This window comes from Myxococcus sp. XM-1-1-1, from assembly GCF_020037095.1.
Classification (GTDB): domain Bacteria; phylum Myxococcota; class Myxococcia; order Myxococcales; family Myxococcaceae; genus Myxococcus; species Myxococcus fulvus.
In genome coordinates, this window is record NZ_JAIQDH010000011.1 from 73,720 (window position 1) to 98,740 (window position 25,021).

The 25,021-nt window shown below is 67.9% G+C and carries 17 protein-coding genes; 11 read left to right on the forward strand and 6 right to left on the reverse strand.

Annotated features, from left to right (window positions below):
• Positions 1–22 precede the first annotated feature (22 nt).
• Positions 23–3,220, forward strand: coding sequence for a serine/threonine-protein kinase (locus tag K8640_RS22085; protein ID WP_223748823.1), 3,198 nt, complete (start codon positions 23–25; stop codon positions 3,218–3,220).
• Here the strand turns inward: K8640_RS22085 and K8640_RS43185 are convergent.
• The gene (locus K8640_RS43185) at positions 3,201–4,352 is read right to left on the reverse strand and encodes an ADYC domain-containing protein (protein WP_223748824.1); all 1,152 of its coding nucleotides are present in this window, start codon (positions 4,350–4,352) and stop codon (positions 3,201–3,203) included. The genes K8640_RS22085 and K8640_RS43185 overlap by 20 nt on opposite strands.
• 337 nt (positions 4,353–4,689) lie before the next feature.
• Here K8640_RS43185 and K8640_RS22095 point away from each other — a divergent pair, with 337 nt between their 5' ends.
• The 4 genes from K8640_RS22095 to K8640_RS22110 all read left to right on the forward strand — a co-directional run bounded on the left by K8640_RS22095 (position 4,690) and on the right by K8640_RS22110 (position 8,007).
• Entirely contained in the window at positions 4,690–6,063 is a 1,374-nt protein-coding gene (locus K8640_RS22095) for a sigma 54-interacting transcriptional regulator (RefSeq protein WP_223748825.1), read from the forward strand.
• A gap of 88 nt (positions 6,064–6,151) precedes the next feature.
• Complete coding sequence (locus K8640_RS22100) at positions 6,152–6,373, forward strand: hypothetical protein (protein ID WP_223748826.1); 222 nt, start codon at positions 6,152–6,154, stop codon at positions 6,371–6,373.
• A gap of 366 nt (positions 6,374–6,739) precedes the next feature.
• Positions 6,740–7,693 carry a triacylglycerol lipase gene (locus tag K8640_RS22105; protein ID WP_223748827.1) on the forward strand — a complete coding sequence of 318 codons (954 nt, stop codon included), beginning with the start codon at positions 6,740–6,742 and terminating at the stop codon, positions 7,691–7,693.
• Positions 7,690–8,007, forward strand: coding sequence for a hypothetical protein (locus K8640_RS22110; RefSeq protein WP_223748828.1), 318 nt, complete (start codon positions 7,690–7,692; stop codon positions 8,005–8,007). Before K8640_RS22105 ends, K8640_RS22110 begins: the two co-directional genes overlap by 4 nt.
• A 1-nt stretch (position 8,008) precedes the next feature.
• On the opposite strand, the gene K8640_RS22115 is transcribed toward K8640_RS22110, so the two are convergent.
• Entirely contained in the window at positions 8,009–8,965 is a 957-nt protein-coding gene (locus K8640_RS22115) for a phosphotransferase family protein (RefSeq protein ID WP_223748829.1), read from the reverse strand.
• A 26-nt stretch (positions 8,966–8,991) separates the two neighbouring features.
• Between K8640_RS22115 and K8640_RS22120 the strand changes: the two genes are divergently transcribed.
• Entirely contained in the window at positions 8,992–10,446 is a 1,455-nt protein-coding gene (locus tag K8640_RS22120; protein WP_223748830.1) for a hypothetical protein, read from the forward strand.
• Between the two features lie 69 nt (positions 10,447–10,515).
• On the opposite strand, the gene K8640_RS22125 is transcribed toward K8640_RS22120, so the two are convergent.
• The 3 genes from K8640_RS22125 to K8640_RS22135 form a co-directional block, all read right to left on the reverse strand.
• On the reverse strand, positions 10,516–10,782 hold the full coding sequence (locus tag K8640_RS22125; RefSeq protein ID WP_223748831.1) for a hypothetical protein: 267 nt from the start codon (positions 10,780–10,782) through the stop codon (positions 10,516–10,518).
• 245 nt (positions 10,783–11,027) lie between these two features.
• A complete protein-coding gene (locus K8640_RS22130; RefSeq protein ID WP_223748832.1) occupies positions 11,028–13,496 on the reverse strand; it encodes an ABC transporter permease in 2,469 nt (822 codons plus the stop codon).
• A 145-nt stretch (positions 13,497–13,641) separates the two neighbouring features.
• Positions 13,642–14,148, reverse strand: coding sequence for a DUF2780 domain-containing protein (locus tag K8640_RS22135; protein ID WP_255653336.1), 507 nt, complete (start codon positions 14,146–14,148; stop codon positions 13,642–13,644).
• Between the two features lie 517 nt (positions 14,149–14,665).
• Here K8640_RS22135 and K8640_RS22140 point away from each other — a divergent pair.
• On the forward strand, positions 14,666–16,408 hold the full coding sequence (locus K8640_RS22140) for a hypothetical protein (protein ID WP_223748834.1): 1,743 nt from the start codon (positions 14,666–14,668) through the stop codon (positions 16,406–16,408).
• Positions 16,409–16,421: 13 nt separating this feature from the next.
• On the opposite strand, the gene K8640_RS22145 is transcribed toward K8640_RS22140, so the two are convergent.
• Positions 16,422–16,967: an ester cyclase gene (locus tag K8640_RS22145; protein WP_223748835.1), complete on the reverse strand. Its 546-nt coding sequence runs from the start codon at positions 16,965–16,967 to the stop codon at positions 16,422–16,424.
• Between the two features lie 675 nt (positions 16,968–17,642).
• Between K8640_RS22145 and K8640_RS22150 the strand changes: the two genes are divergently transcribed.
• The 4 genes from K8640_RS22150 (at position 17,643) to K8640_RS22165 (ending at position 24,967) form a co-directional block, all read left to right on the forward strand.
• Complete coding sequence (locus K8640_RS22150) at positions 17,643–19,862, forward strand: carboxypeptidase-like regulatory domain-containing protein (RefSeq protein WP_223748836.1); 2,220 nt, start codon at positions 17,643–17,645, stop codon at positions 19,860–19,862.
• Positions 19,863–20,097: 235 nt separating this feature from the next.
• Entirely contained in the window at positions 20,098–20,802 is a 705-nt protein-coding gene (locus K8640_RS22155) for a hypothetical protein (RefSeq protein WP_223748837.1), read from the forward strand.
• Between the two features lie 522 nt (positions 20,803–21,324).
• A complete protein-coding gene (locus K8640_RS43190; protein WP_223748977.1) occupies positions 21,325–22,503 on the forward strand; it encodes a trypsin-like serine protease in 1,179 nt (392 codons plus the stop codon).
• A gap of 148 nt (positions 22,504–22,651) precedes the next feature.
• Positions 22,652–24,967 (forward strand): hypothetical protein, encoded by a 2,316-nt coding sequence (locus K8640_RS22165; protein ID WP_223748838.1) that lies wholly within the window; start codon positions 22,652–22,654, stop codon positions 24,965–24,967.
• Positions 24,968–25,021: the final 54 nt, after the last annotated feature.

A 25,021-nucleotide genomic window follows, 5' to 3' on the forward strand; every position in this document is an offset into this window, starting at 1 on the left:
ATCCTGTTGCCAGGGGGAACACGTGGACGATGACCGGGAGGATGTTCCGGAGGCGGCGCAGCCCACCGCGGAGCGCAGCATCGCGCCGGGGGCAGGGGAGACCGGGCTCCAGGGGGACTCCTCCGTGGGCCACTACACGTTGCTGGCGCTGCTCGGCCGCGGTGGCATGGGCGAGGTCCACAAGGCCTGGGACCGGCGGCTGGGCCGCACCGTCGCGCTGAAGTTCGTGCGAGGCGCCGACCCGGACCGGGTGATGCGCTTCCTCCAGGAGGCCCGGGCGCAGGCGCGAATCGACCATCCGAACGTGTGCGCGGTGTACGAAGTCGGCCACGCGGAGGGCCGCGACTACATCGCCATGCAGCTCATCGAGGGCCCACGGCTCGACCAGGTCGCCGGAGGGCTGTCGCTCCCGGAGAAGGTCCAGGTGATGCGAGAGGTCGCCGCCGCGATGCATGCGGCGCACCGGCTGGGCGTCATCCACCGCGACCTCAAGCCGGCCAACATCCTGGTGCGACGGCGGGAGGACGGGCGCTGTGTCCCGGTGGTGATGGACTTCGGCCTGGCGCACGAGTCCGGCCTCGAGCAGGGCCTCACCCGGTCCGGCGCGGTGATGGGGACCCCCGGGTACATGTCACCGGAGCAGGCCCGTGGAGAGACGCGGGCGGTCGACCGGCGCTCGGATGTCTATGGCCTGGGCGCCACCCTCCATGAGCTGCTGTCCGGCGCGCCTCCGTTCTCGGACACGACGCTCGTCGGCACCCTCAACAAGGTGCTCCACGAGGAGGCGCCGCCCCTGCGCACGCTCGTGCCGCACCTGCCCGGTGACCTGGAGGTCATCGTCCTCAAGTGCCTGAGCAAGGACCCCGAGCAGCGCTACCCCTCGGCCCGCGCCCTCGCCGAGGACCTGGGGCGCTACATCGACGGAGAGCCCATCCTCGGGCAACGTCCGGGCCTGCTCTCCCGACTCTGGCGCCGCGCGCGCAAGCACCGGGCCCTGGTGGCGGTCTCCGCCGTGTCGCTCGCGAGCATCCTCCTCCTGGCGGTCCTGGGCGTCACCTCCCGCCTGGAGGCACGTCATGCCCGACTGCAATCGGAGGGGCGTGCGCGGATGGCCGAGCAGCTGGGCCAGCAGGTGAAGGACATCGAGTGGTTCCTGCGCATGGCCTACACGGTTCCCCTGCACGACACCGGTCGGGAGCAGCAGCTCGTGCGCGAGCGCATGGCGCGCATCGCGGCCTGGAGGCACACGCTGGGGGAGCCTGGGGACGCGCTCGTCCAGTACGCGCTGGGGCGGGGCCACCTCGCGCTGCACGAGCTGGAGCAGGCCCACGAAGCGCTGACGCAGGCGAGACAGAAGGGGTTGGACTCGCCGGAGCTTCATCATGCGCTGGGCCGGGTCCTCGGTGAGCGCTACCACCAGGCGATGGAGGAAGCGCGGCGCGGTGGAGACCCGACGTGGGTCGCGGCGCGGCAGCGTGCCGTCGAAGAGCAGTACCTCCAGCCCGCGCTCCAATCGCTCGAGCACAGCCGGGTGCTGGAGCTGGAGTCCCCCCGGTATCTGGAGGGCCTGATTGCCTTCTATCGCCGTGACTACGACGCGGCGTCGCGGGCCGCGCTGCTCGCCGAGGCCGAGGCTCCGTGGTTGTACGAGGCCCGGAAGCTCGCGGGAGACGTGGCGCATGCGCGGGCGATGGAGCAACTGGAGCGGGGCGAATACGACAAGGCGCGCTCGGGGTTCCACGAGGCCCGTCGCCTCCATGAGCGCGCCGTGGAGCTGGGACGCAGCGACGCGCGGAGCTACGAGGCGCTGGCGGAGGTGGGGTTGCAGGAGGCGGAGCTGGACCGGCGCCAGGGCCAGTCTCCCCGCGCATCGCTGGAGAAGGCGCTGGCCGCGGCGGAGCAGGGCCTCCTGGCCGCGCCGTCTCGCGGTGCCGCCTACACCCGCAAGGCCTTCATCCTCCTCAATCGCTACCGCGCCGCGAATCCCGGAGGCGAGGGGCCGGACCCGAAACGAATCCTCACCGACTGCCTTGAGACCGCGGCGCGCGCGGTGGCGCTGTCTCCTCGGGACATCCAGGCACATGACATCCTGGGGGTCGGCCATTTCTTCCAAGGGCTCCAGGCCTCCTGGGAGGGACGAGACCCCGAGCCCGCCTGGGACGAGGCCATCTCCCGCCTGGGCCGGGCCCTGGAGCTCCAGCCCCAATACCCCTGGGGGCTCAATGACTTGTCGCTGGTGCATCGTTGGCGAGGCAATCGCCAGCGTGAGCGCGGAGAGGACCCGTCCGCCGCCTATGCCGAGGCGGAGCGCCTGCTGCGTCTGGCCGTGAGGTACGACCCGAGATACGTGTTCGGGTACTCGAACCTGGCGGAGCTGTACAACGCGATGGCGGCGCAGGGCCTCTCGCGGGGGCTGGACCCGGAGCCCGAGGTGCGCAAGGCCCTCGCGGCGGGAGAGGCCGCGCTCGCCATCAACGGCAACTTCCACTCCGCGCTGAACAAGCTGGGGCTCTCGGAGCTGCTTCGCGCGGAGTACCTCGTCGCCTCGGGGGCGGATGCGCGGGCGCCGCTGGAGCGTGCTTCCCGCTGGTTCGAGCGCTCGCTCGCCATCAATCCGACCCTCGGGCGGACCCACTTCTCCCTGGCCATGGGGCACCTGCTCTCGGCGACCCAGGCCGTGGGAGAAGACAGGGACCCCGGTGCCGCGCTCCAGGCGGGCCAGCGAGCCCTGGCGGCCGCGTCGCGCGGGGATGCGAGCTGCGCCGACTGCCAGGTGCTGCGCGCGCGGCTGGCGCTCGTGGAGGCCACCTGGGCGCGACGCAACGGGGGCTCCGGACTCCAGCACCTCCAGCGCGCCCGCGCCGAAGCGCGCAAGGCGGTGGACATCCAGCCCTACAACGACTCCCACCAGGAGCTGGCGAGGGCCTGTCTGCGTCTGGCGGAGGCCGTGTCACCCCGCGAGGCCCCTGGCTTCATCTCCGAGGGGCTCGCGCAGGTGGACCTGTCGCTCACGCTGGACTCGAAGCTGGCCTCGGCCCACGCCGTCCGCGGAGGGCTGCTGTTGCTCCAGGCACGGCTGGCACGCTCGGAGGCGGAGCGCGCCGAGCCGCTGCGTCGGGCCCGTGAGTCACTGGTGAAGGCCCTCACCCTCAATCCACTGCTCCGACGGGAGCACGCGGCCGCGCTCCGCGAGGCGGGGCTCAGTCCGGCGCCGGGGTGAGCCTGCCCGTGGCGAGCTTTCCCGCCGGGGTCCACGTGGGGGGCCTGGGGCATGGCGGTATCCCGTGCAGGCCTTCGGGCAGGGGCATGTCGGGGACCCGGCGATTCTCCGCGTTGAGGCAGACCGCGCCCCGGGGACTCCAGAGGGCCTCCAGCGTGCGCAGCTCCTCGACGTGGTTGTTCGCGCTCCTCCCCAGGCCGAACTCGTCGCGCCTGGCGATGCGCGTGCCGTTCCGGGTGTAGCTCGCGAGGTCTCCGCGGCCGACGAAGTACGCGGCGCGCTTGGCCTGCAGGCACGAGCCGAAGACATGGCCGCGCAGCACGTCGTAGCCGCCCGTGTCGGGGCTCCAGGGGGCGTAGCCCCAGTCGAGGCAGGTGACGATGGCGCCCGACTCACAGCCGATGGTGGTCCACGCGGGGACGGGCTCGACGGCCGCGTTCACGCTGTTGATGCGCAGCCCCTGCAGGAACGAAGTGGGGTCCCTGTCGGGGGCGGTGATGCCCCGCGGCGCGCAGTGATTCAGCCAGGGCAGTCCGGTCCCGTATTCCCGATAGAGGACGTCGTACGCGTGGACCCGGGCCGACGCATCCGCGCGGGGTGTCACGGCCAGCTCGAGGATGACGGCTCTCCTGGGCCCGCCGCCGTCGTCGGCTGGGAGCAGCATCACGAGCTTCAGCTGGTGGAGCTCCTCGCCCCTCAGGGAGCGGACCCCGGTGGCGCTGTCCAGGCAGGGGCTTGACTGGGAGCAGTAGTTCACCGTGAGCTGGGTGCCCGTGGCCTGGATGCTGTGAATCCGGACGCCCTCGCCGCCGCCGGGAGCCTGAGGGTTCTGAATGAGCCCGCTCACGGTGTGGGCGCCGAGCCGGTCCCCTCGCCGGGTGGGGTCTCGGCCCATCAATCGGACAGAGGGTTGGGGGAAGCTGGCCGAGGCCGGAACGTTCTCGAAGGCTTCGGGACAGAAGCGTGGACTGCCATCCACCACGAAGCAGTAGTTTCCGCCCTCGATGACGTAGATGCCCAGTCCGTTCGTCTCGGGAGGTTGGCAGTTGGGTTGTCCCGTCGGACATTCCCAGGGAGTCAGGGGCTGGGCCCTCCCTCCGAGCTCACAGGTCTCCACGCTACAGTCCCGCACGGGCAGGCTTTCGTTGGGGTCGGGCTCTCCGGGAGGCGGCGTGGGTTTCACGCAGGACTTGCTCCCGGGAAACCATGCACAGCAGCCGCTGACCCCTGGGACCAGGAACAACATCAAGAGACACAGCAGCCGCGACCGCGCGCGCGAGTCGGACACGGAGGGGCAGGGGGCTTGCTTCAGGGGCATGTCCATTCCATCCAGGCGTATGGCTTGTTTGGCGAATCCCACGCCATGAGACGGCGAGGACCCCGAATTCTTGAGGCCTCCCTGGCCGCCCCGGAAGGTCAACGGTGGTGCCACCTGAAGTGTGCCGTGACACAGGCATAGGATGGCCGTCATGGAAACGGAACAGGAGCGGTCGACGCTGCGCGCGAGCCGCGGGGGCGCTGGTGGGGGCACGGACGCAGAGGCGCGTGTCCCGGGCCTGATGCGCCTCTTTGGTGGGGGCAGGGCCATGGCCGTGGCGCTGCGCCTGAAAGAGGGCGCGCTGGAGCTGGGGCGAGGCGTCGCCGCGCTGGGAGAGGTCCAGGACGCGAAGATGTCGCGGCGCCATGCCCAGGTCCGCTTCGATGGGCAGCGCTTCTGGGTGACGGACCTGGGGAGCCAGAACGGCACATTCGTGGATGGAGCGGCCATTCCCAAGGGGACTGCCCATGAGGCCCGGCGCGTGGTGCGCATGGGAGACTCGCTGTTCGTTCCCAGCCTGGACCTGCGGCCGCTCGAGGCGCACGGGGTCGAAGTGGTGGAGCAGTTCGTGCGAGGGCCCGCGATGCAAGGCCTGCTCAGGGAGATCGCCCAGGCCAGCCTCGGCCATTCCCTGTACATCCACGGAGAGAGCGGGACCGGCAAGGAGGGGGTGGCGCGCGCCTTCCATTCCCTCTCCTCTCGGAGGAGTGGCCCCTTCATCGCCGTCAATTGCGCGGCCATCCCCGAGAGCCTCGCGGAGCGGTTGCTGTTCGGTGCTCGGAAGGGGGCGTACTCGGGGGCCGACGTGGATGCACAGGGCTATCTCCAGTCCGCGGATGGCGGCACCCTGTTCCTCGACGAGGTCGTCGAGCTGGACCTGGCGGTGCAGGCGAAGCTCCTGCGCGTGCTGGAGAACCGGGAGGTGACTGCGCTGGGCGCGTCCAAGGCGCAGCGGGTCGACCTGCACGTCTGCTGCGCGAGCAACAAGGCGCTGCGCGCGCAGGTGGCGAACGGACGGTTGCGGGAGGACCTGTACTTCCGCATCGGCCGACCGGACGTCACCCTGCCGCCGCTGCGCCAGCGCCCCGAGGAGATTCCCCTGTTGCTCGAACGAGGACTGTCACCCGGGAGGCGCCTGCACGTCTCGCTGGTCGAGGAGTGTCTGCGCAGGCCCTGGCCCGGCAACATCCGGGAGCTGATGTCCGAGCTGGGCGTCGCCGAACATGCGGCGCAGCGGAAAGGCGCATCGCGGGTCGAGGGCGGTCATCTCAAGCCCGACGCCGGAGTGGCCTTCGGGCAGGCCTTGTCACAGCCCGCCGAAGCGCCACGCGCACCGCCTCGGAAAGGCCCCTCGAAGGCGAAGCCTCTGCCCGCCGACGAGCGCACCCGCATCGAACACGCCTTGCGCCAGCACGGAGGCAACGTGACCGCCACGGCGGGCGCGCTCGGGATGCACCGCACCCAGCTCCGGAGGTTGCTCGACCGCCAGGAAATCGCCGTTCCCGACACGGACGCGCAGGAGTGAATCGAAGACGCTGTCGTCAGGAGGAAGACCATGAGCACCGCTCGTGCCGTCATCCCGCTGTCCATGCTTCACCGGGGGCGCCCGGGCCATGCGCGGCGAGGACTCTGGACGGCGCACGCTGCTCGTTGCGGGGATGGCGGACCCCGACATCCACAAGGAGCACGACGAGCTGTTCTTCCTGTCCGGCACCGGCAACGGGTGGCAGCTCCCCATCCATGAGACGCGCGACCTGACGCACCTCCACCCGCACCGCCTGCCTGCCCCTGGGCTGCAACCGGAACATCCGTATCGACGCGGCCACGTTCAATGACACGTCGGGCCGCTGGTTCTTCGATGTCTGGGTCGACCGGGACGGCTCGGTGATTGGCCCGTGCCTCTCCGTGGCCACCCTGGGACAGGCCAACAAGGTCGTCTTCGACGGGGTGTGTCGCAACGCCGGAGACCGCGTGGTGACCCAGGGGGACATGGCCGCCTTCCGTCTCTTCTATTCAAACCTTCATCGGCGCCCGGCGAGCGCACCCGGCCGTTGCGCACCATCGGGGGGCGGGAGTGAGGGCCCTGTCCGCCGGTTGGAACAGCACGCTGGCCTCGAATCCCTCCGTCACCGCTCCCCCCGCACCGGGCCGTGATTCGACATCCATGACGCGACGTGTCACTGTCCTCGCGGAGGTGATGAATGGCAAGTGTCGGCAAGGTCGACGTGGCGCTCGGTGTGCTCAATGGCGTGCTGGGGGATTATCTCCACCGTCAGAACAACGCGCTCGCGACGCCCATGGGGCTCTATCACCAGGGCCTTCCGCTCCCCGTCGAGCGCGAGGCCTTGCGCGCCGCGCATCCGACCTCCACGGGGCGCGTGGCCTTGTGGGTCCACGGGCTCGCCGTGACCGAGGCCGTCTGGGCCTTTCCCTCCGAGCCCACCACGGACTACGGCACCCTCCTGGAGCGTGACGCGGGCTTCACTCCGCTCTACCTCCGCTACAACACGGGCCTGCACATCTCCGACAACGGAGAGACCCTCGCGCACCTGTTGCAGCGACTGGTCGCCGAGTTCCCCGTCCCCATCGCCGAGCTCGTCCTCGTCGGCTACAGCATGGGCGGCCTCGTGTTGCGCAGCGCCTGCCACCTCGCCGACGAGGCGGGTCTGCCCTGGCTCTGCCTCGTGAGACGCTCCTGCTCCATCGGCGTGCCCCACTTCGGCAGCCCCCTGGAGCGCATGGGCACCGTCGTCGCCCAGGTGCTCCGCGCCGTGCCCAACCCCTACACGCGCCTCGTCGCCGACGTCGTCGACCTGCGCAGCAGCGGCGTGAAGGACCTGGGCGTCGCTCGACTCCGCCGACAGGACTGGGAAGACACCTCGACGCCATGCACGCCCCTGCGGCCTCCGCAGGGCATCGCCCACCACCTCATCGTCGGCGCGCTCGGGCAGGAGGGGCGGTGGGTCTCCGCCCTGTTCGGTGACGGCGTCATCTCGCTGGCGAGCGCCTCGGGTCGTACCGGGCCTCGGGATTCGAGCCCGCTGTTTCCTGCGCAGAACGTCCAGGTGGTCGCGGGTATCGACCACGTCACGCTCGCCCACCACGCGTCGGTCTACGAACGGCTGCGCGCGTCGCTCACGATGGAGGCCTCATGAATCGCCTGCGTGGAGTGAAGGACCTGGTCCGGGACGCGGTGGAGCAGGGCGCCACGGCGGTGGAGCGCATCCACCGCTCCACCGCCGCGAAGCCCTTCCAGGTGTTGCGGTTCATCCCCGCGCTCGACGCCCCCCTGGGCGTCCTGCAGTCCCTCCAGGACACGACCCTGGCCGGTACGTATGGGATGGTCCGCTGGGTCAACCGCGCCGTCGACGGGACGCTGGACGTCGCGCTGGACCTCGTCGAGCACCACCAGCGCTCCCGGACGAACGAGGCTCAGCAGGCCTTGCGCGACAGCACCCGAGTCCCGTGAATCAGTCGAGGGAGGACGAGGGCTCCGTGAGCAGGGTGAGCGCCCGTTGACCGGCGGAGAGGTACTCCGGCCGCCGCTGAGTCTGCCCGAAGGCGAGGTCCGCCACCGCGCGGCAAGCGGCGAACCATCGTGCTCGCGCGAGGACGGTGGGGCTCACCGCGCCATACGTCTCCATCGCGGAGGCCAGCATGGGCGCGCCGCCCCAGTGGAGCAGCCCGGCGAGGTCCCTCGCGGGGTCTCCCATGCACGCGTCGCTCCAGTCGATGACGCCAGTGAGGGCACCCCGGGCATCCACCAGGACATGCTCGGCCGCGAAGTCTCCGTGGAGCAGCCGGGGCGCGCCGCGTCCCTCCGTGGGGCGCTCCAGGAATCGCCGCTCCCACGCCGTGGCCTCCTGGGCTCCGACATGGCCGTGTTCGACGGCGACATGCAGCTCCTCCACGGCGGCCGCCGACCAGGCTTCGAGCTCCGGGTCGTCGTCCTCCGGGACCTCGAGCCGCATGGCCTCGGCCGGCCCGAGCGCATGGAGCGCCCCCAGGAAGGCCCCCAGCTCACGTCCGAACCTGGACAGTTCGAGCCGACCCGCGTCGACGAGCAACGCGGGTCTTCCGGGCAGCTTCTCGTAGCCCCCGAGGCCCGGTGTGAGGCCCTCGGCCGGGCCATCGAGGAATCGATAGAGGGGGACCGGCAGGGGCAGCCGGGGCGCCAGCCACGCCGTCAGGCGCGCCTCCCAGGCCAGGTGTGAGGCGGCTTCGTCGCTCTTGGGGAAACGGAAGACGAAGCGTCCATCCACCTCGAAGGCCTGATGGTCCAGGCCCTCGCCCAGGTGGATGACCTGCGCCGTCGCGAGCGAGGGGAACCCCTTGTGGATGCGCGCGGCGGCCTCCGCCTCCGTGAGGGCTGGAGCCGCACCCACCTGACCCGTGTAACCGGGATATTTCCGCTGCGTATCACCCATGAACCCACCCACCCCGGGAGCGGACCATGGGACTTTCGCTGTCGTCCATCAGCAATCCGATCAGCAACGCCTACAACGCCACGAAGGATGCCGTGACGGAGACGGTCGACAACGTCGTCGACGTTGGCGAGGAGGCGCTCGACACGGCGACGTCCCAGGCCACCGAGGTCTACGAGGGCGTCAGCAGCTTCGTCGAGTCCGCGCCATCCCCTTCCGTCCTGCTCGACCCCTTCGCCACGGCGCGCGACCGGATTGTCGAGACCGCCGAGCAGGGCATCGACTTCGCCCAGGACGTCGGGCGCAGGGTGATTGACGCGGTGGAGGACCAGGTCGACTTCCTCGCCATCGAGAAGCAGCTCGACGACCTGGGCCCGGGGGACAGCTACCAGCTTCGCGCGAGCCTCGATGGCTCGGTGTATGGCATCGGCGGGCGGCTCGAGGGCACGCAGACCCTCACCAAGAACGAGGACGGCTCGTTCACGCTCGCCGTCGCGGGTGAGGCGGGGGCGGGGCTGATGGGGAGCCTCCAGCAGAAGGGGAGTGAGGTCACCGGTGGCGCCTTCTCGAACACCGGTGGCACCGTCGAGTTCACCTTCGACAGCGCCGAGGAGGCGGCGGACGCGGCCCGGACCTTCCTGGGCCCCGTCGCCGGCGGCGTCTCGGGGTTGCTCGATGGGGGCATCGACGGGGCCCTCGACGGGGCGACGCCGGACTACGGCGCGCTGCTCGACAACGTCTCCGCGCTCGAGCTCAACCCGAACTCGTCCACCGAGCTCGCCGCCAGCCTGAGCGGCGGCCAGCAGGCCTCGCTCGGAGGCGGCGTGAACCAGGAGTATGGCGCGAAGGTGCGCCTCGAGTTCGGCGACGGCCCGCCCCGGGTGGTGCTCAGCCAGTACACCAACATCTCCGCCGAGGTGGCCGGCGGCATCCCCGGCCTCAAGGGGGAGCTCGGCGGGGACGTCAAGCTGGAGGTTCAGGAGAGCTTCGAGCTCCCCGACGACCTCAGCGTCAGCGACGTGATGCGGAACCCGGGCAGCCTCGTGAAGGACCTCGCGTCGACGGCGGTGAGCACGGGGGAGGTCTCCGTCTCGCTCACCGCGGACGTGAAGGCGCAGGGGAATGTGCCCATCGCGGGCACGCTCGGCGGCCAGGCCGAGGCCCGGCTCGCGTTCTCCGGTGGTGTGGACGAGGTCTTCGGCTCGGGCGGCATCGAGTCGCTCCTCCAGGGCCGCTTCGGCAAGGCCTTCAACCAGTTCGCCGGGGTGACCCAGCTCGAGGCGAGCCTCACGCCGTACGAGACCGACGTCACCGAGTTCTCCCAGGGCTTCGGCCGGGGGCTGGGCTCCCTCAGCGGCGGCTTCTCCGCGACGACCACCGACCGCAAGGACCCCGCCTTCGAGTACTCGGGCTCGGTGGCGGACGTGCGCGACCAGCTCCGCGACCAGGTCAACCGCTTCCGCCTCCAGGCGCGCTACGCGTAATCCCTCTCCGCCACGGAGGGCCCTCCTCGCCACGGGCCACGAGCGCCCTGGCGAGGAAGGGCGGGCGCGTCAGTACACGAAGATGAGCCGGCCTTCGGAGTAGACGCAGTACAGCTCGCCGGTGGTGTCGCCGGCGCAGCAGGTCTGGGCCTCGCCCTCGTTGAAGCAACGCTTGTTCACGAGCGAGCTGCACGCGGGATGGCCCGAGCACGCCAACTGGGAGAGCGCCGAGTCCTGGCTGCTCTCGGGCACGGCCTCGGGCTCGCTGACCGGACCGCCACAGCCCAGCAGGGAGAGGCTGAACAACACCGCTGTCACAACAAGAGACTGCTTCATGAGGTGCCTCGTCGGGTGAGTGGGACGAAGCCAGCCTAATCCAAGGCGAGCCCGCCTCGATGGGCACCGCACCGCATCTCATGAAGGGGAGGGTGCGACGAGACCTCGAAGCCGCCTCGTTCAACATGTGACGCCGATACCAGGGTAACTCCGGTGTGGATGAATCCGACTTCAAGTGAAGCGACTTCGTCCAGGCCGGATCGGGCGTCTGGACGAAAGTGACGGATTCGAATCGGCTGAGGATGTCAGTCGTGCTTGAGCGCGATGATGGGGTCCACGCGCGAGGCCCGGAGTGCTGGCAGCCACGTCGCCACCAGCCCCACCGTCAGCAGCACCAGCGGCGCGGCGATGAACGACAGCGGGTCCAGGGCGCTGACGCCATGGATGAAGCCAGACACCAGCCGCGTCAGTGCCAGCGCGCCCGCGCACCCCAGCACCACGCCGCCCGCCACCGAGCCCAGGCCCTGCCGGAGCACCAGTCGCACCACCTGGCCCCGCGTGGCGCCCAGCGCCAGGCGCACGCCCAGCTCCCGCGTGCGCTGACCCACCAGATAGGACAGCACGCCGTAGATGCCCACCGCGGCCAGCAGGAGCGCCAGCGCCGCCATCATCGCCAGCAGCACCATGTTGAAGCGCTCGGAGCCGAGGGAGCGCGCGACGTGGTCCTCCAGCTTCAGCGTCTCCATCACCGGCTGCTGCGCGTCCACCGTCCACACCTCGCGCTGGACGGCCGCGACCACCTCCGCGTGGCCTCCTGGAGCGCGCACCAGCAGGTTGCGCGGAATCATCCGCACGAGCAGGGAGGCGATGCCCTGGGACATCTGTCCGGGCGCCACGTACATCACCGGAGGCGGCTCGTCGTTCAGGCCATCCTCGCGCACGTCCCGCACCACGCCCACCACCGCGCGAGGCACCTCGTCCCGGAGGCTGGGCACCGAGTGCGCCACGCGGATGCGCTGGCCCAAGGGGTCCTCGCCCGGCCAGAACCGGCGCGCCGCCGTCTCGTTGATGACCACCACCGGCTCGGAGCCCGCCACGTCCGACTCCGTCAGGAGCCGCCCGCGCACCAGCCCGATGCGCAGCGCCTGGAAGTAGCCCGGTGTCACCGGGCGGTACTGTCCCCAGCCCGCGCCGGGGCCGTTGTCATCACCCGTGTATCTGCCCTCGATGGAGAACGACATGCTGGGGCCCGCGCCCATGGGCAGCGCGGAGGTGGAGCCGACCCCCTCCACGCCGGGCAGCGCCCGCACGCGCTCCTCCACCTGCGTCTCGAAGCGCTCCAGGGCCTCCAACGTGCCGTAGCGCGCCTCCGGCAGCGACATCCGCAGCACGTGGACTCCGCGCGGGTCGAAGCCCGGCTGGACGTTGCGCAGCGCGAAGAACCCCCGGATGAGCAGCGCCGCGCCCACGAGCAACATCACCGCCAGCGCCACCTGGCCCACCACGAGCAGCGCGCGCGTGCGCCCGCCCGTGGGGCCCAGGCTCGTGCGCTGGGCCCCTTCGCGCAGCGCGGTCTCCAGGTCCGTGCGCGACGCCTGCCACGCGGGCAGCAGCCCGAACAACAGGCCCGTGAGCAGCGACGCGCCCAGCGTGAAGCCCAGCACCGTGCCGTCGATGCCCACCTGCGCGCCGTCACCGGTCAGCAGGGGGGACGTGTCGGGCGCCAGTGACAGGAGCCCGGGCAGCGCCGCCGAGGCCAGCAGCACCCCGAGCCCGCCGCCCAGCACGGAGAGCAGCAGGCTCTCGGTGAGCATCTGCCGCGCGAGCCGCCCCGGGGCCGCGCCCAGCGCCGCGCGCACGACCCACTCGCGGTTGCGCGAGGCCGCTCGCGCGAGCTGGAGGTTGGCCAGGTTCACGCATGCGATGAGCAACACCAGCCCCACGGCGCCCAGCAGCACCCAGAGCGCCAGTCGCAGGTCGCCCGCGAGGAACGTCCTGAGCTCCACCGGGACGTAGTCCTGGCCCTCGTCGAGCAGGCCTGGGCTCTGCGTGCGCACGCGTCCACCCAGCGTCCGCAGCATGGCCGTCGCGCCGTCGAGGGTGATGCCCGGGCGCAGCCGTCCGGTCACGAAGAGGAAGTTGACGTCGGCGTGGTCGGTGAGGTCGAGCTGGAGTGGCGTCCACAGGAGTGCGCCCCGGGGATGGGCGAACGTGGCGGGGGCCACGCCCACCACCGTGTAGGGCTCGTCGTTGAGGACGATGGAGCGGCCCACCACGTCCGGTGCGCCACCGAAGCGCCGCTGCCACAGCCCCTCGCTGAGGACGACCACGCGGGGGCCGCCCACCACGTCCTCCTCCGGAAGGAAGCCGCGTCCCAGCGTGGGCCTCGTGCCGAAGGTCTCGAAGAAGCTCCCGGTCACCCGGGCGCCCGGCAGCCGCTCCGGCAGACCGTCACCCACGACGCTGAAGCCCGAGAGCAGCTGCTCGTGGGCCGAGACGCGCGAGAAGGGTGAGCCCTCCGCGGTCATCCACGTGTAGGCCGCGATGGACTGTGACGCCGAGCGCCCGTGGTCCTTGTTGATGCGCACCACCTGCATCAGCTGGTCGGGCTCGGGGTAGGGCAGCGGTCTCAACAGCACGCCGTTGACCACGCTGAAGAGCGCGGTGTTCGCCCCGATGGCCAGGGCCAGCGTCAGGAGCGAGACGAGCGTGAAGCCCCGGCTCTTGAGCAAGAGCCGGACGGCGAAGCGGACATCCTCGAGCAGCGCGGGCACGGGGGAACCTCGGGGGCGAGTGCCGTCCTACGGCGCCGCGCGCGGGCGATTGCACGCGCGGGCTCGCCCAGGACTCCGGGTCTCAGCGCCGCTGGAGTCCCGGTGCGTGCCCAGCGGGACACCGGGGATTCCCTGGCGGGCGACCTCAGCGCCCGCCGAACAACCCTCCGAGGCCTCCCAGCCCGCCGCCGCCGGAGGCGCCGCCGCCGGTGAGCAGGGGGAGGACGGAGAGGATCTTGCCGACGAGCGCGGGGTCCAGGCGCGACTTGAGGAAGTCGAGCAGCAGCGGCGCCACGAGGGTGGCCTTGCTCGCGTCCAGGTTGAAGCGGCCGAGCAGCGAGACGACGGCGGCCACCTCCGCGCCCTGCGCCGCGGCGCCGCCCAGCGCGCCCAGCAGCCCTCCCGCGCCGCTCTGTCCGCCCATGAGCCCGCCGAGCGCGCCCATGAGCCCGCCACCTTCCGGCTCGGCGGCGGGCGCGGCCTTCTGCCACGTGTCCATCTCCGGGATGGCCTGGCCCAGCTGGTTCGCGGTGTCCGCGCCGAGCTTCTCCTTCACCGTGCCCTGCACCAGCTTCAGCAGGCCGCCCGCCAGTCCCTGCGCCTGCGTGCCGTCGACTCCGAGCTGCTGGGAGAGCTGTCCGATGAGGTCCATGTCATGTCCCTTCGTGTCCGCGAGGAGCCCTGCTTCGTAGCCGACCTGGGGCCGCGCGTGTAGTGGCCTCGGTTGTTCGCGCAGGACGTCCGACGAGGACGCGCGCGCGTCCGGGGTGAACGCGGACCTCGGGGACCCGGGGCGCCACGGAGTGTTCGCTCCCTCGCATCTGGCGACGTCAGGTGTTGCGGCATGGCACCTGCAATGCATTTTCGGAAAGTCGCCCGCTGTGGCACCGCGAGACATCGCGTCGTGCCGCTCGGGATTGGCGCAGGCCCCCCTCGTGCCTGCCCTGCGCCAGGGTCGACACGAAGCTCCCGCATCAACCTCATGCGCGAAGTCCTCGGGATGGAGCCGATACATGTCTTGTGCAAGTTGTGGGAAGCCTCTGGCTGGAGCCTCGAGCGCGCAACCTGTGTTCTGCGCCACCTGCACGGAGGGGCTGAACAAAGCACGCGTCCCTCTCGGATGGGCCGCGAGTGAATGCAACCGGTTCAAAGGCAAGGTGTTGGTGAGCGTGGCGATGCTCACCGGGTTGCACAAGAAGTCAGCTGCCCAGTCGGCCGCCGGCTCGGGCTCCGCCCCGACGTCCAAGGCGCGCAAGAAGGCTGTCGGGAAGAGTCCCAAGGAGGCGGCAGCAGCAGCAGCGGAGCCCTGCGCGCCGAGCAAGTTGACGGCGCTCCAGCAGAAGAAGATGGATGAGCCGTATAGAAACCTGGACATCCCGCACCTGGACCTCTTGGTCCGCTCCGCGAATCAAAATGGCCTCGGTGACCTGATCAACGGCCTGCAGACCTGCAGGATGCTCATGGTGGGCACGAAGTGGACGGTCGCCATCGACTCCAACCACCCGGACCTCGCCACGATGCTGTCGAGCTTCGCCGGGGTCGAGAAGGGCGCTCTTGAAGACGAGTACCACGAGGTCGCCTTGGAGACTCCCGGCATGGTCGGCACGAAGGACCGGCTGGTTGTCACGGAGTATGGCTACCGCACGGCGAAGGAGCTGAACGAGTACACGCGCAGCTCGGGGCTGCGTGAACACGAAATCGGTATCATGAGCAACCTGGCGCTGAGGCAGCCGCTCGCGCTGAGCAAGCTGGACCTGTCCCAGCCACACCTGCGAGAGGTGCTCCCGAAGCATGGCCAGGAGTGGCGGTTCTTCTTTGGTTATGGTGCCGGCCAGAAGGAGAGGGCTCGCTACGACCTCCTCCTGGATCGAGTCATCTTCGACCCGAGCATCACCCAGGCCATCGTGCTCCCCGTCAACCATCACACCGTGGGGGAGGACAGCAAGAAGAGTCGGCTTGGAATCACGTATCTTGAGCGATACCTCGAGCAACGGAAGGGCCCCTTGGCCCAGCTCAAGAGGGGCAAGGCCGTTGAGTTCGACACGCTGACCGTCGAGACCCTGAGTCTGGGCAACAGGGTGTTCAAGGTCGTGGCCATGAAGCCCAAGCAGGTGATTGCCTACTCTGACATGCAGCAGCTATGGCGCGCCGCGGACAGGTCTTTCACCATCGCGGAAGGAGATCAGTCCTTCAGTGAGGCCATCTCGGCCGGCATTCCCATGGCCTATCAGCTTTGGCGCACGAAGGGGACTGCGCACAAGCAGGCGTTGTACGACAGCTTCGTCAAGCAGGCAGGGAACATCGCCGAGTTCATCGTCCGGTGCGCGAACTACCCCGAGAATGAATTGAACCCTGGCGAGCTGGCGAAGATCATCGAGGACTGTAACAGCAAGCAATTCCTGACGCAGTACTCCGAGTTCGCGGCGGGGCTTGCGGAGACATACGACATCGCGCCTCGCCTCCGGGGATTCGTCAAACGATACTGGGTACGGATGAACCGCCACGCACTGGCCCAGGAGTTCCCTGTCTTCGGGGAGAAGTTCGGGGGCATCAGCGCGCTGGAGGCCGCCGGCCGTTTCGACGAAGCCTATGCGAAGACTCTCGATATGCTTGGGAGTTGTGGAGTTCACCTCGGCCCATTCAATGCTCGGCGGAAAAAGTTCGGGAGGCAAGGGGCTATCAAGGCAGGGATAGGAGAAAGCCTCGAGCGCCAGGCCATGCCACGCGAAGTGTTTGCGTTGATCTACCAATACGATGATTCGGATTTTTCGGAGGGTCAGCCCGCCGCTCCTCCCGCGGGGGCGACAGGTGCGTCGACAGCGACGGCGGCGGCAGGCACCGCGCCCGTGGGAGCCTCCGCCGCCGCTGCCGCGGGCGTGGCTCCGGCTGCTCCGAAGCCACCTACCTTGTGAGCGGGTCGCGCCCTCAGTCCTCGAGCACCGGAGGTGTCGTCTGGGTGAGCACCGCCGGGGGCTCGCCGCGGGTCATGGACAACAGGCCCTTGAAGCAGCGCACGGCGAGCAGCCAGTTCTTGGGGGAGCGCATGTCCAGGCCGCCCAGGAGCTGCTTGAGCATGCTGAGCGTGTCGAAATAGACGCGCTCGCAAACGAGGGTCTCCGACGCATCGAAGATGAAGAACCCCGTCATGCGCACGCGGAAGCGGCTGCCCGTGGGCGGGATGTTTCCCAGAGGGCCCAGGTGGGTCCCCATCAGCCAGAACTCGACGATGACCGCGTCGTCGCTGTGCCGCAGGGAGATGAGCTCGTGGTGCTGGTCGGGGAACGCGACGCGGGTGTTCCGGTAGTACTCGCGCACCGCGGAGCCGCCGTCGTGCACCGTCATCGTGGGGACCAGCTCGTAGTGGGGATGAGGGAACGTCGACAGGACGTCGTCCCACTGCTGCCGCACCTCGTCGCGGAAGTGGTCCAGCACCAGCTTCTGACGGGCCTTGCGTCGAGTCTCGGGAGTCATGCTCGCCTCGGTGGCGCTCCCTCGAGCGCACGCTCCAGGGAAGCAGGGCGGGAAGATAGCGTGCCTGCCGGTGGAGGTTCAGGCCGGAGTTCGAGCGCGTCCGACGGCGGAAACGACGAATCGCCAGCAGGAGAGGACCTCCCGCTGGCGACCCGAGTCGTCATCGCCCGGATGAGGGGCGAGCGGTGCTACGGAATCTGCTCGTAGGGGTTGTTGGGGTTGTAGGGCCCGACGATGATGACGCCACCACCGCACGTACGGGGACCACCGCGAACCTTGGTCTTGATCTGCATGGTCTGCTCCTGACGGGTGCTGCGTGAGCTCCAGTCTCGCGGTGACCGGGTGAGCCGCTCGCGGCTGGAGGGCGGGATTCAATTGCACCTGTAATCAGCCGTCAAGCGACTGAACCGATGCACAGGCTCGGTGATATGGGTTCGAGTGATTGATGCGACATGTCACGGAGCCGGGCTCGGCCCGCAATCCCTGACGCTCCACGGTTGGGATGTCTCGGGCGAGTGCGTCAACAGTCTTTGTCACACGGGGTAGGGCGCGACACCAACCCCGCAAGGCGGGCGTATCTGTTTCCGAGACCTGTGGGTCATCAAGGACGCCGGCAGGGGGCCATCGCCTGATAGCGTCATCTCCCCGGGAGGGTGCATGCGCAGGTCATCCGTGGTGGCAATCATTCTGGGGGTGCTCGCCCTGGTCGTGGCCGGGGCGCTCTTCTCCTTCAATCGTCCTGCCGCCCTGCCCACCGTGCCCGAGGTTCGCGAGCCGTCCACCGTGACACGGCCCGACGAAGCGCCGTCGACCCCGGGTCCGTCCGAGGCACCCTACGATGGCGGAACTCCGCGTCTTGCCCCCGCTGTCCTCCTGGAGGGGGTCGTCCTCGACGAGGACGACCAGCCGGTGACGCGGGCGACGGTGGCCGCGATGACGCCGCCCCGACTGATGAAGGATGTCGCTCGACCTGCCGGTGAGCCGGACCTCGTGGAGTTGGCCGGAGGGGTGACGCAGCGGTTCGGAGACTACGTCTCCGACCGGTTCGAGACGGAGGTCGACGACGCGGGCCACTTTGTCCTCGAGGTGGCCCAGGCGGGGCCCCACTTCCTTGTCGCCTCAGCAGAGGGATACGTCGTCACACGCGTGGACGTCTCGGCGCCCGCCAAGGACCTCCGGCTCGTCTTGCGCGCCGGTGGGCAGGTGGTGGGCAGTGTGGTCAGCACCTCGGGAATCGTGCTCCCGGAGGTGAATCTCTTCCTGTTCGTCGAGGGCAAACAGACCCATGTCGCCGAGACCACGAGCGATGAGCAGGGGCGCTTCCAACTGCGCACCGTGCAACCCGGCCGATACACGCTCAAAGCGGTCTTCGACACGGGCGCCCCGCATCGGATGTCGCGCGTCATCGATGTCCGTCCCTCGGAGCCGACGACGGTGACCTTGCGGATGGACACCGGTCGCTCCGTGTCCGGCACCGTGGTGGACGAAGCCGGGCGCCCCGTGGCTCACGCCGAGGTGTCGGCCCGGTCGGACCCGGAAGCCCACGCCGAGCGGTACGAGCGAGAGCATGGTCACCGCGTGTCGGATTCGTCCGCGCGCACGGATGCCTCGGGGCGGTTCACGGTCCACCACCTGCTACCGGGCAACTGCCTCCTCTCCGTGGAGAAGCCTGGCTACGTGCAGCGTGAGCACGATGGCGAGGACTCCCGGCGCACCGTCCTGGCGGGCGCGAAGGACGTGACGCTGGTGATGCGCTATCAGGGCAGCATCCTGGGACGACTCCGGCGCTCGGACGGCACGCCCATCACCCGCTTCACCCTCAACGACGAGCCCTTCGAGCACGAGGACGGGGCCTTCCGGTTTCCCATCCAGCAGCCGGGCGTGACCTGGCTGACGTTCGACGCCCCGGACCTGCTGCGCACCCTCCGCGAGGTGCGAGTCGAGCCCGGTCAGGACGTGGACCTGGGCGACCTCATCCTCGAAGGTGGGAAGCGGATCCGCGGACGGGTGCTGGACACGAGGACCTCCGCTCCCATCGAGGGCGCGAAGGTCGCCGTCCAGCACACGCAGGCGGGTTCCGGGGGCACGGAGGCCCCGGAGCTGGCGAGCGCGAGGACGGACGCGACAGGGGGCTTCGAGCTCGCCCCGGTGGAGCCCGGCTCACTGCGCCTGGATGTCTCCCGCTCCGGCTACCTGCCCCTGCGAGGCTCGCTGCGTGTGAGCGAGGAGCCGCTGGAGCTGCGCCTCTCCTCGGGCGCGCGAGTGTCGGGCACCGTGAAGGACCGCGAGGGGCGGCCCGCGGACGTGGTGCTGCGAGTCTTTCCCCTGGGGGACCACCAGGGCCACTCGCCCAGCATCCTGCAGGTCCGGGATGGGAGCTTCGACGTGGCGGGGCTGGAGCCCGGGGAGTACGTCTTCAAGGTCCTCTCCGTGCACGACTCCCTGGGGAATGCCTGGTCGGAGAAACGCTCCGGCCGCTATGTCCCACGCAGGGTCACGCTGGCGCCCGAGGAGCAGCGGGTGCTCCAAATCCAGGAGCAGGATGGGCGCTCCTCGCTGCGTCTGCGCATGCCCCGCTTCACGGGCGTCGCTCCCGAGGATGTCGCTCCTCACGCGGCGGTGCTCATCCCGGGGAGCGTCCCGCAGGTGCGCACCTATTCAGGCTTCGAGCGGCTCATGCGAGAGCAGGGCGTGCCCGCTCCGCCGAATCCGTCCTCTCCCGAAGTCGTCTACGACGCGCTGCCCGCGGGCCGTTACACATACCTGCTCGTCGGAAAGCGCCCCCAGGGAGGCCCCTACCTGGTGCACACCGAGGTGCTGGTGGTTCCCGAGGCCCAGAGCGTCACCCGGGACCTACAGCCCGTCTGGTCACCCATCACGCACATCATCCTCTGAATCCGTGGGGGCGCGAGCGGACTGGCTGCTCGTGAGCTGTGCGGGCGGCTTGATGGCTCCTCGTTGTCAGGGAAACCCACCAGCCGTGTGGTGTTTGTTGGCATTGAACTCGGAACTCCTCCGAAATCGGAGTTTCTGCGGGCTGTCATGGATAGGGTCCGTACTGACTCAATTGCAGACGGATTTGTTCTTTATGTAAAGTCTGTGGTTCCCAGAGGTCATGAGTGGGGGGGACATGCAACGGATTCCGACGCAGAGGTGGGCGTACGCCGTTCTGCTGCTTTGGGCCGCACTTCTTTCGGCTGGCTGTGGTGCCTCCAAGTTCCGGGTAGCGAAGGGGCAGAGCACCAAGGATGGCAAGTTGTTGCTCACGTGTGAGGGCGAACCCCGTCGTATCTCCATACGAGACAAGGGATACGTCGTTCCCGTAGGGGCCCTGAGTCTGGAGTGCACGAAGTCGACGGGCCAATGCACGGCGAACGCTGATGGGACCCTGGAGGTCTCGGCGGGGACATGGGTTGCCGTGAAGGCTGGACGTGCCTTGGTGGCGAGCCACGCGGAAGGTGCCCTTTGTCTCAAGTCTTCTGGGGCGACGAGTTGCGAGAGTGATGACGAGTACGTCCTGGATGTCGCCATCGATTGTAGTGACTCGCCCGTGGATCTTCTCTATCGCGAGGATTCAATGGTGGAGTGGCTGCCCATGCGTGGGTCGGTTTTCGTCGCCTCGCACGAACGCGGACTTCGACTCAGGGCACTTCGTGAGGTGAACTTCAGCTACCGGCAGGATGGGGAGTTGGTTGAGGAACTTCTGAAGGCGGGCCAGGAGAAGGAGTTCGTCCCAGGGGGAAAGTTGCCAGAGGAACTCATCATGCGTGCCGTCGCCAATTCGATGCGCGTCATCCTATTTGAGAAGCGAGTGTCGGATAGGCGGAATCCCTGACGGAGACGATCCTCTATGCACCTTCGCGTGATGGGGATGGCTCTCGCGTGTGCGCTGGTCGCGTCACCTGCACGAGGAGTGGATGCTCCGCAACCCGCTCCTCTCCAGTTGAGGCTTCTGCTGATGTTCGACCTCTCTGGCTCGATGATCGGGCAGGGAGGGAAGCCTTCTGCGTATGCCCTTGTTCGGGAGAAGTCTCGAAGGCAATTGGATCTTGTGGCTCAGTGGGCACGTGACCTTCCGAGGCACTGTTCTATCGGAGCCGAGGTCTGGGGGTTCTCATCAATTCAGCCGGCGGCGATAGGAAGCCCTGATGCGGCTTGGGAGGCTTCTTGTCGGACAGGTGACGCGGGGGCTCGGTTCCAGCCGATGGTTGGAGGACGGTTCGGCACGGCGAAGACAAGCGAGGACGCGCTCTTGGAGAAAGACTTCGCCGTCGACGTTCGGGAGTTGCTGCTTCCTGTCACAGGCCCGGATAAGAGGTACGACACGCCACTGACCCAAGCGCTTCAGTTCGGCAGGATGCGACTGGGCCAGAGCGCGAAGCAGGGGGACCCGGCGGTGCTGGTCATTGCTTCGGACGGAGTTCCCGATTGTTTCGTCGCTGGGGAGAGCCGCGTCGAGCCTGCTGACTCGGAATCCCGTCGGGGGCGCCTGAAGGAACTTCGCGACCAGTTCCTTGCCGAATGGCGTCAGGGTACGGATGGGATAGCTCAGTTTGTGGTTTTCGATGCTGATGATCCGGCGCGACATCCAGGGCCCGCGCTTCCGAATGCTGGATGTGGGAGGGAAGGAACCTGCTTGCCCGATGCTCGGTTCACGGCGGTCCTGCAGCAGTTCAGAGACCAATGCGAATGCAGACGTGATTGCTCGAATCCGCACTACGAACCAGAAGAGGTGACTTGTGACGGAGTGGATAATGACTGCGACGGAGAGATCGACGAGGCTCCATGTCTGCCCGTCTGCGATGGGCGCGACTCGCTGGCGGACATCGTCGCGGTGGGGAGCGCCGCGCGATGGCAGTGTTCAGGTGTCCTCCTCGAGCCGGATATCGTCCTGACCGCGGCACACTGCCTGCCTGCTTACCGGGTGATGGTGGGAGACTCCATTGAAGAGGTCCAGATGGTGGTTCCCGTCGTGGAGACCGAGCGACATCCGGACCCCTCGGTCGACATCGCACTGTTGCGATTGGCTCGCCCGTTGGAGAGCCCACGACATGCGCGACGCCAGTCCAAAGATGGCACGCCTCCGAGTCACATCTTGTCGCATGCCGGATTTGGAGCCTCTTCGGTCAATGGTCAGTCCGGGTTCGGTGCGAAGCAAGAGGTCTTGTTGGATGGGGATGGGTGGGGTTGTAGCGCCGAGCGTTCTTTCAGGGAGGGATGCAATCCTCGGCACGAGATGCGCGTAGGCGGAAGCCCTGGGCGTGATACGTGTTCGGGGGACAGTGGGGGTGGGCTGTTCGAATTCATGCCGAGGGTTCCAGCATGTATTGCTCGGACGTACTGTGCTGACCCGGAGAATTTCCCCCTCATGGGGGTGGAGCGCAGGCTCATTGCTATCACTTCGCGCTCCACGGCGGGGGCTCGCGTGCAATGCGGGCAGGGAGGAATCTATACGCGAATCGATGCCATCCGGTCATGGCTCGATTCGCGCCTGTCGACTCTGGCCCAGACCGGGCGCAACGAGAAGGGACGGTAGAACGAACATGAGGCTTTGGCGGGGAGCTTCACGACTCGTGTTGCTGGGACTCTTGATTCCAAGTCTGGGGTGGGGAGGCGCCGCTCCTATGGCAGCGGAAGGGACTCCTGATGCTGGGAGTGTGGCGGCGACTCAGGGGGAGATTGTCGTGACGCGCGGTGATGCCCATCTGGGAGGAGGTGATGGAGGGATCGCAGGGGATACCGGGCAGGGAAAGGGGCATCCGGCTGAAGGCACAGCCCTGTTGAGTCAAGGTGTGATCATCGTCTCTAGAGAGTCGGTGCGCATCACATTGTTGCCGGCGAGCCTTCCTCCGTCGACGACTAAGGCCAGCTTTGACAGGTTCAAGACGGAGGACAGTGGTTTCAATGGCGCCGATGCTGGAATCGTCCGGCCCCTCGACGAGGACTATGCGGGAGATCACATCGAGGTTGTTTGGGACCCCTCGATCAACTCTCCTCTCGCGAAGTCGGTGGTCCTCGGAGTGGGGACCTGGCAGCTTTCCTTCTTCGCGCATGCGCTCCAGCATCCAAGCATTCCGTTCGCAGATACGTCTTGGTCTCAGTTCGGGTTCGTCAATTACAAGGATCGACTGGTCAGGGAAGGCCAGAAGGAATTGTTCGCCTGTGCATTTCGGAAGACCGGGAATACACAGAAAATGCCTTTGATGCGTTCGGGGCAGAATGATACCTGCCCTGCTGCGGCTGCTGGGGATGACTTGGCTGCCGGGTGGAGCAGCATTCCCATCTACATAATGGCGGGACCATTGCTCTCGCCCCAGCAATTGCTGAAGAACTTCGGACAGCGGGGGGAGGTCGCGGTTCCGCTGCCATCGAGTGGGCGAAGCTTCGAGGACAGCGCTATTTCAGCGACTTCCGAACTCTTCCAGGCCGTCGCGGATGTTGCATTGGAGCGGGTGGAGATTGCCGCGCTGGAGGCCATTCGTGAGCAGATTCTCGCCAAGTTGTGTGATGCCAGTCTTGAAGACCTGGTGGATCAAGCATTCCAGGGCGTGAAGTGGGAGGCTCGAGGGTCGCCTCAGCCGGTATTGCACCGGACCTGTGAAGCACTCAAACGGGTTCGTCTCCAAGAGTTGGCAACAGCGAGCGCGGGGCTTCAAGTCGCACTTAAGCAGGATATTGCAGATTTCGCGGCAACATTGTTGGCCCTTCCATTGAAACAAGGGATGTATGGAATGAGACAGGGCACGGAAACCCATGCGCTGATTGCGAGGGATCCGAACCAGGGGCTCGCAGCCATCGTTGGAGGGCTCGCGCTGTTGGTCAAGTTCTCACTGGAGCCTGAGTCCACGGGGAGTAGCATCGCCGCCGCACAGCTGGTGGTCCGGCAGTTCGTGGAATCCATCCGAGAGGACAGCCTGCACCGTCTGCAGGAGGTGGGTGGCGTGCCCGACTCGCTCATCATCAGGGGTGGGCTTGTCGTCGCGGCGACGGTCATCGCCGCGTGCCATGTCGAGGGGGATTGTGACAGCCATCTGGTCCGCCGTCATATCGAACACCCCGAGTTGTTCATGTCTCTGAAGAGTCATCCATTGCTGAAGAACCTTGGAAACGACCCACGCTATGTCGCCCTTCAGGGGCGGCTGACGAGCATCGTGGCCCACGGGATTGCTGTGATGTCTCCGCGCAGCCAGCAGGACAGCCGCCGAACCGCTATTGAGGCCGCGGCGATGTCGTTCGAGACACTCGAGCTCCTGGTGGAGGCAGGAAACGACACGCCAGAAGTGCGGCTCCAGCGGAAGCGCGAGTTGCGTGCGTATCGTGAGATGTCCGAGGCCATGCTCAAGCAGAACTTCACCCTGGCACTGGTCTCCGCTGCGGGTATCGCCGCGGTGAAGTTGACGGGAGATCCTGCGGAGAAGTTCGACCGGAAGATGCGTTATGCCAGCGCCTTCGCGAACTATCTCCAATCCTATCCCTCATTGAATGCGCTGGGCAGCCCAGGAGTCGAATTGAGCCTGGAAGAGCAACGTCGACTGCGGAGACAGAGCATCAACACGTTCGTGGACCTGGCCAGCGACCGAACGCAGCAAGTGGGAGATGTCGCCGTGGCGCTCACGGTGACGCCTGGAATCAGGGCCTTCAGGTGGGCCTCCACTCGGGTGAATGATTTCCCAGCAGGGACCCATCTTGCGCTACCCCTGGGGGTCAACGTGGAGTTCGGCCTATCGGACCATGTTGGGCTGGGAGGGAATGTGTCTGTCTTCGACCTGGGACAATACGCGAGCCTCAATGTCTCAGACAGGGCTGCGCAGGCGGTCAAGCCCGAGCCGATGACGGCCTTCGCTCCAGGACTCGGAATCAGCGCGAGCTACCGGAATTGGAACCTTATTCTGGATGCTCGCTATGCACCACAGTGGAAGTTCAACGAGGAGGCCAGTCGACGAAACGTCTCCTTTGGATTGAGTCTTGGCTACCGGGTGCCGCTGCTCCAACTGCACTGACTTGCTGCTGCTTGGGTCGATGCACACATGACTCGGTGGCCCACCTTCCGTTGG